Source organism: Lacticaseibacillus camelliae DSM 22697 = JCM 13995 (genome assembly GCF_001311195.1).
GTDB classification, from domain to species: Bacteria; Bacillota; Bacilli; order Lactobacillales; family Lactobacillaceae; genus Lacticaseibacillus; species Lacticaseibacillus camelliae.
The window spans coordinates 21,885-29,328 of the sequence record NZ_BBAJ01000025.1 but is presented as its reverse complement, the minus strand read 5'-3'; the positions used below and the strand labels follow the sequence as shown (position 1 = coordinate 29,328).

The 7,444-nt window shown below is 50.7% G+C and carries 3 protein-coding genes and 3 pseudogenes; all 6 read left to right on the top strand.

The genetic code is table 11. The annotated features are described in order from the left end of the window. Positions 1-1,105 (top strand): mannitol dehydrogenase family protein (locus JCM13995_RS06350; protein ID WP_054663673.1); only part of this gene is annotated, 1,105 nt, incomplete at its 5' end. Position 1,106: 1 nt separating this feature from the next. Next, positions 1,107-2,179: pseudogene (gene uxuA / locus JCM13995_RS06345) on the top strand (mannonate dehydratase). 247 nt (positions 2,180-2,426) lie between these two features. After that, positions 2,427-2,984 (top strand): AraC family ligand binding domain-containing protein, encoded by a 558-nt coding sequence (locus JCM13995_RS06340; protein ID WP_054663670.1) that lies wholly within the window; start codon positions 2,427-2,429, stop codon positions 2,982-2,984. A 51-nt stretch (positions 2,985-3,035) separates the two neighbouring features. Continuing rightward, the gene (locus JCM13995_RS17640; protein ID WP_054663667.1) at positions 3,036-3,290 is read left to right on the top strand and encodes a helix-turn-helix domain-containing protein; all 255 of its coding nucleotides are present in this window, start codon (positions 3,036-3,038) and stop codon (positions 3,288-3,290) included. Positions 3,291-3,409: 119 nt separating this feature from the next. After that, positions 3,410-4,772, top strand: a pseudogene (locus tag JCM13995_RS06330) (PTS sugar transporter subunit IIC). Between the two features lie 27 nt (positions 4,773-4,799). Continuing rightward, positions 4,800-7,435, top strand: a pseudogene (locus JCM13995_RS06325) (glycoside hydrolase family 38 N-terminal domain-containing protein). Positions 7,436-7,444 lie beyond the last annotated feature (9 nt).

Here is a 7,444-nt window from a genome sequence, read left to right as displayed (position 1 = left end):
CGCGACCACCAACATGGGCGCCATCGCGCGCCTGCTGCTGGCGCGTTACCAGGCCGGCAAGTACCCCATCGCCATGGTCTCGACGGATAATTTTTCGCAGAATGGGCAGCGCTTTGAGGACGGCATTTTGACCATCGCCCGCGGCTGGGCGCAAAACGGGACCGTCTCGCAAGACTTTGTCGATTACCTCAGCGACCCCAAGCAGGTCAGCTTCCCGTGGTCGATGATCGACCGCATCACCCCGAACCCGGCGGAAAGTGTGGCGACCATCCTGAAGCAAAGCGGCTTTGAAGATACCACCATCATCCACACCGAAAAGCACACGAACATCGCGCCGTTTGGCAACACCGAGGTCACGCACTACCTGGTGATCGAGGACAGCTTCCCGAACGGGCGGCCGAAGCTCGAGGACGCCGGCGTGATCATGACGGACCGCGCGACGGTCAACGACGCCGACCAGATGAAGGTCACCGCGTGCTTGAACCCGCTGCACACCAGCCTCGCGATTTTTGGCTCGCTGCTGGGCGATTCGTCGATCGCCGCGGAAATGGAGAATCCCGACCTGGTCGCGCTGATCAAGCAGCTGGGCTACAACGAGGACCTGCCGGTGGTCAAGGATCCGAAAATCATTGACCCGAAGCAGTTCATTGATCAGCTGATCGAAAAGCGCCTGCCGAACAAGAACATTCCGGACACGCCGCAGCGCATTGCCAGTGATACCTCGCAGAAGATCCCGATCCGCTACGGCGTGACACTGACCCATTACCTGGACGAGGGCAAAGACCTGACGCAGCTGAAGGCGATCCCGCTGATCCTGGCCGGCTGGTGCCGCTACCTGATGGCGGTCAAGGACGACGGCACGGCCTTCACGCCGAGCCCCGACCCACTGCTGGGCGATGTGCAGCCGTTCGTGGCCAACGTCAAGCTGGGGCAGCCCGTTGATGCGCACAGCGTGCTCGCACCGATTTTGGCCAACCAGCAGATTTTTGGCGTCGACCTGGCCAAGACCGGGCTGATCCCGACCATCGAGGCGGATTTTGCCAAGATGGTCCAGGGGCCGGGCGCGGTCGCGGCGACGATCCACGAAATTGTAGGAGGCAATTAGCATGAAAAATATGGGGTTTCGCTGGTATGGGGACAATGATCCCATTACGCTGCAAAACATCCGCCAGATCCCCGGCACCACGCAGGTCGTCGGCGCGCTGTTCGACGTGCCGGTCGGGGAGGTCTGGCCGAAGGAGAAGATCAAGCACCTGAAGGACGAGGTCGAGGCCGCGGGGCTGAAGCTGGAAGTCATCGAGTCCGTCAACATCCACGATGACATCAAGATCGGGCTGCCGACGCGCGACCAGTACATCGACAACTACAAGCAAACCATTCGCAACCTGGCCGAGTTTGGCATCAAGGTGATCTGCTACAACTTCATGCCAATTTTTGACTGGCTGCGTACCGACCTGCACTACCAGCTGGCCGATGGGTCAAACGACATGGCCTTCGAACAGGCCAAGCTGGCCGACGATCCGCAGGAGATCATCGATTCGACCCGCGACGGCTCGCGCGGTTACGTGCTGCCCGGCTGGGAGCCGGAGCGCCTGGCAACCATCGAAAAACTGTTCAAGGATTACCAGGCGTCGATGAGGCGAAGCTGCGCGAAAACATGAAGTACTTCCTCGACGCCATCATCCCGACGTGCGAGGAGGTCGGCATCCGGATGGCGATGCACCCGGACGATCCGCCGCGCCCACTGTTCGGCCTGCCGCGCGTGTACAAGAACGCCGAGGACATGCGGATCATCGAGGCCATGCACGAGTCGCCGTACAACGGCTTTTGCATTTGCACCGGCTCTTTAGGGGAGAACCCTAAGAACGACGTGCCGGCGATCATCCGCGAGTTCGTCAAAAAGGACCGCGCGCCGTTCATCCACGCCCGCAACATCAAGTTCATGAACGCGCAGGGCGACTTCCACGAATCGGCGCACCTGTCCTCCGAGGGCAGTTTGGACATGTACGAGATCATGAAGGCCTTGTACGACACCGGCTTTGACGGCTACATCCGGCCGGACCACGGTCGCAACATCTGGGGCGAAGACGGGGTGCCGGGCTACGGCCTGTACGATCGCGCGCTGGGCATCACCTATCTCAACGGGCTGTGGGAATCACTGGAAAAGGACCACGCTTAAGCTGAAAACATTTCATACGCAATCCGCCGGCGGTACAGTTTTTTCTGCACCGCCTTTTTTTTGTGCTCATCTATACCAATGTCGCGATAAGCACGTTAAAACATGTTCTCGCCAAAAAAGAAAGCGCTACCGAAAATGACGATTTTACGGCATAGAATTGAAATTTTGGCCCATTATTTTGCTACAATGGCGCTTATACTGAACATGAGCTCAAGTAAGTATCTCAGCTGAGAGGTGGCAGAACGCAGTGGATTATGCAAGTGAGGTCCACCAAGTCTTAATTCCCAATGGTTTTGAAGTGGAACATAAAATCACCACGACGCACTACCAGCGGCGGCCACATTATCATGATGGCTGCGAGATAAATTTTTGTTTGCATGACAATACCGATGTTTACGTCGATGACAAGCACTATCACGTGAATTCCGGAACCGTGATGGTCTTTAATTCGCAAGAAATGCATCGTGTCTTTGTGGAACGTGGGGTGAGTTATGAGCGTTATTACCTGCTCTTCAAGCCTGAATTCATCGAGCTTGCGCTCAGTGAATATCCAGATTTGCTGATGATTTTCTATCGTCGACCACGCCATTTCGTTAATGTCCTATCTTTGCGACTGGTGGACCAGAGCCGATTGTCCAAACTGTTTGATGAACTAATCGAAATTTATTCAGAGCCTGATTCCTCTCTACATGGGATCAAGGTCCGGCAGAAATTCATTGAGTTACTGGTTTTTTTGAACGAACAGTTTTCTGACCGTGATAGTGTGACGCCGTATCAAAAAAAAGTCCCCAAAATGAGTTGTTGACGAACGTAACTAAGTACATCAAACAGAACTTGGGTGAGGATCTTACACTGGATGGCGTCGCAGAACACTTTTTTTACTAGTAAGTCGACGCTGATTCGTACGTTTAAACGGCACATGGGGCTGACACCTTACAAGTTTATTACCTATGCCCGTATTATGGAATCGCGGGCGTTAGTTCTTCAGGGGTTGCCGGTTCATGAAGTTGCCTTCCGAGTCGGTTACAAAGACGATTCAAGCTTTATCAAGAAATTTAAGGCGCTTCAAGGAGTATCGCCTAAGCGCTATCTCGCAACAAATCGGAAATAGTGGACACTAGTTTTTAAACATGGACGCATCAGAAATGCGGTTCCTTATTTCTTTGTGCACAATTGCCTTTTTTTTAATATTGTATGCGCTTTTATTGGCGCTTGAAGGAAGGAAAAATCATGGCTTTCAAATTTGATAAAATCTCGGAGCCGCTCATTAAAGTGGCTGGCGTGGTTAGCCAGGTCAAGATTTTGATGGCGATCAAGAATGCCTTTATTCGGGTCATTCCATTTACTTTGGTCGCTTCATTTGCCAACATCATTGTTTCTGTGATTGGTTCAGTGGAGAAGTACCTGAATATAAAGAACGCGATTCTTGATGAGATAACCAAGGGGTTTGGTTATGTTAATTCCGCGACAATTGGGATCATCGCCTTACTCGTAGTGGTCTTTGTTGCCTATGAATACTCATTGGCATTGAAGACAGAGGAAAAAAAACAAGGCGCTCAACCCAATTATTTCGACGGCGGCGGGAGTCGCTTCATACTTCGTCATCGTCCCAACGGCTGTCGACTTTGCAACGAAAAGCAAGACACCTGGGTTCAGTCTCGATTTCTTCAATTACAATGGCATGTTCACAGGGGTCATTATCTCGATGATCGGGGTTGGACTGTTTGCAATGTTTTCTCGTGGTAAGTTCAACATTAAGATGCCATCAAGTGTCCCTCAGAATATTTTTGAGTCGTTCTTCTCACTAATTCCTTTGATGGAAACCACTATCATCTTTGCGGCAGTTCGATTGATTATTGAAGCGATGAATTTTGCCTCGTTGAACGACATGGTCACACAGTTGCTGGTTAAGCCACTGATTGTTGTGACTAATGGACTTCCAGCAATCATCATCGTAATTCTGATTGAACAATTCCTTTGGTTCTTGGGTATGCATGGGTTCAACATTGTTTGGGGAGTTATTGCCAGTCTATGGCTTTCACAGCATTTTGCTAACATCGCCATTTTTGCGAAGACGCAGGATCCTTCTACAGTTAAGATTATTCCGTATATGTTTACCAACATGTACGCGATGATTGGTGGTTCAGGATCTACTTTCGGATTGATTATTGCTGCGCTCTTTATCTGCCATAAGGGCACGAAGGAGCGAGAAGTCGCCAAGCTTGGTTTGATTCCCGGGATTTTCTTCATTAATGAACCTATCACTTTTGGGTTGCCAATTGTCTTGAATCCGTTTCTGTTCATACCTTGGATGCTTGTGCCGGTGATCAATGCGGTAATTGCATACTTTGCAACTTCGCTGGGCTGGGTCTTCCCATTAGTTGAAATGAACCCGGGTAGCTCTGTCCCCATTGTATTTAATTACTGGGTGATGGCTGATTTCCACGTCAGCCCGGCTATTCTATGCGTACTGCTGATCATACTGGATGCTGTTCTTTATGCGCCATTTATGAAGATGCATATGAACAACGAAGAACGCATGGCTCGTGAGCAGAAGACGGCAGAGGATGCAGGGGTCGCTGCAGCTGATTAAAGATGCTGGGAGAGGACAGTCAGATTCATGAAGAAAGTATACGCAATTGCACATACGCATTGGGATTTTGAATGGTACTTTACGCGTCAGGAAGCTAGGGTCCAGTTTGCTTACCATATGGATGAGGTGTTAAGTGCCTTGGCGCACAACCAGCTGGATTACTACCTGCTAGATGGTCAGATGTCGATTCTGATGGATTATCTCGCGGACAACCCAGATCGCGCGACGGAAGTCAAAAAAAATTTGTGATGGCCGGCCGTTTGTTCATTGGCCCGTGGTACACCCAAATTGATGAAATGACGACCGCTGGTGAATCAGCAGTTCATAATCTTCGCTTGGGATTGCGTGCTGCCAATAAGTTAGGTGGGGCGATGCCGGTTGGTTATCTGCCAGATTCGTTTGGCCAAAGTCAAGATATTCCGAAGCTTTATGGTGGGTTTGGTATTCACAACGCAGTTTTCTGGCGCGGGTTACCGTTGGAAAAAAATCACAAGTTTTTTTCACTGGCGCAGTCAGGACGGTTCTGATGTCCTCACCGCAAACTTAACTAATGGTTACAGCACTGGGGTGCCATTTGTTACGGGCAAATCAGGCCAAGTTGTCCGCGATGTCCTAGCCGATCCTGATGCTGTTTCAATTTTACCGGTGGGATCAGATCAGCTGCCTGTAACCTTGAATCTAAAGCAGGTGATCAAGCGGGTCAACACGGAAAATGTCGGGAAACTAGAAGTGATGGAGACAAATTATCCAGCAGTCTTCTCGGCCATCGGTCGCACCACACTACCCACTCTTGAAGGTGAATTCATCGATCCGTCGACCTCGAAAATCCATCGTGGCATCTATTCTTCGCGTGCCGATTTGAAACAGCTCTATGACCACCTTGAGCGTTTGATGACGACGGTTGTTGAGCGCTCTCGGTACTTGCCAGTCAATTTGGAGTACGTATCAAGCAGGGGCTGATTGATTCTGTCTGGCGTTCAATTGCTATGGGCCAAGCGCATGATAGCGCTGGCGGCAGCAACAGTGATGCCACCAACCGAGACATATACGCACGCGGTACTGCCGCCTTGGAAACGGCGACCTCGTTGCGCAATTACCTGCTCCGGAAATTGAGTATTTCATTGAGGGATGGGCGTCCTGATGACGGGTCGCTGGTTGTGTGGAATCCATTACCACTGGCGGATGATACTGTTCATGAGGTGACGATTGCGACGACCAAACCATCATTTTCACTGACGGACGAGAAAGGCAATCCTGTCCAATATGACCTGATCAGTCAGAAGAGGATGAATGCCGGTCTTCTGACACGTGACCCGGCGACTCGGGAGAATCATTGGTACTTCATGAGTACTATCGCGGTTAAGGTTGAAATCCCTGCAATGGACTGGTGTCGGTATGGCGTTGAGCTCAGCGACGGTAAGCCAGTGTTAATCTCTCCTGTTACAAAGCAGGCCATTGAAGATGACAACAATTTAGTGGAATTCGATCAAGGCCAGTTGTTTATTCACCCTAAACAAGGGCTCGGCAAGACGTATCAGCTGATGCTTGAGGATGGTGGTGACGAAGGGGATACTTATGATTACTCACAGCCTTATCGCGATGCCGTGAAATTGCTCAAATTTGATGACGCCCAAGTTACGACTCAGCATGGCAAACTGGAACAAAGAATGCAGCTGAGTGGTTCTTGGCAAGTGCCAAAAGACCTTGCAGAGCGAGGAACAGAAGTCACAAGTGGCACCGTAGACTACCAGCTCGAGCTAAGACTTAAATCGGGAACGCCAATCATTCAGTTCTCGTTGCATCTGAACAATCAAGCTTGCGATCACCGCATGCGGTTGGTCCTGAAAGGTGCAAAACCAGTTAAGTCGTCATTTGCCGACACCCAGTTTGGCACCATTGAGCGTCCCTTAGAGGACCCACATCTCAAAGACTGGCGGGCAATCGGTTATCACGAAGAGCCAACGAGTCTGCGACCGATGATTCATTTTGCTAATATGCACAACGAGAGTGAAAGCCTGACCTTTTTGGGCTTGGGTGAGAAGGACTTCCAAATCATTGGTAAGCAGTTTAACGAGTTAGCCCTTACCCTTTTTCGGGGCGTAGGCTACCTTGGCCGGCCAGATATGTTGCGTCGCCCAGGTAAAGCCTCCGGAATGATCAACAAGGCAATGCCAACGCCTGATAGCCAGCTTCTTGGGAAGATGAAGTTTGCAGGGGGAATCCTGCTTTCCCCAAATTATGATCCTCAACAGATCCAGTCTGAATATCTGCGGCTGGCTCAGGAGGGATTGTACTATCAAAATCAGACATTAAATCAGTACACGACGCCAATCCAGTTTTTCAGGATCAATGTGCTTTCGCGGTCAGTGACGCATGCCCCGTTGATGACGCTCAAGAATTCTCGCGTCACTCTCAGTGCTTTTGCACCGGCACCCGATGGTGCTGGTTGTGAGATTCGCCTGTACAACCCAAACACTTTTCGAGTCGATGTGCCCGGCGAGTTAGTCTTTACCAGACCTGTTGATGTCACTGATGATGACCTTGCTGGGAAGAGCCAGCGTTCTATTGCAGACTCTGTCACCAGTCTAAAGCTAGCACCCTTCAAGCCTGGTGAAATCAGGACATATGGTATCTTTCCTATCGCCGATGCGAAGCAAGTGTGAGGCGAACGG

Excerpts from the sequence above, each read along its gene's own strand:
- JCM13995_RS17640 (WP_054663667.1), top strand. The coding sequence starts at position 3,036 with ATGGCGTCGCAGAACACTTTTTTTACTAGTAAGTCGACGCTGATTCGT.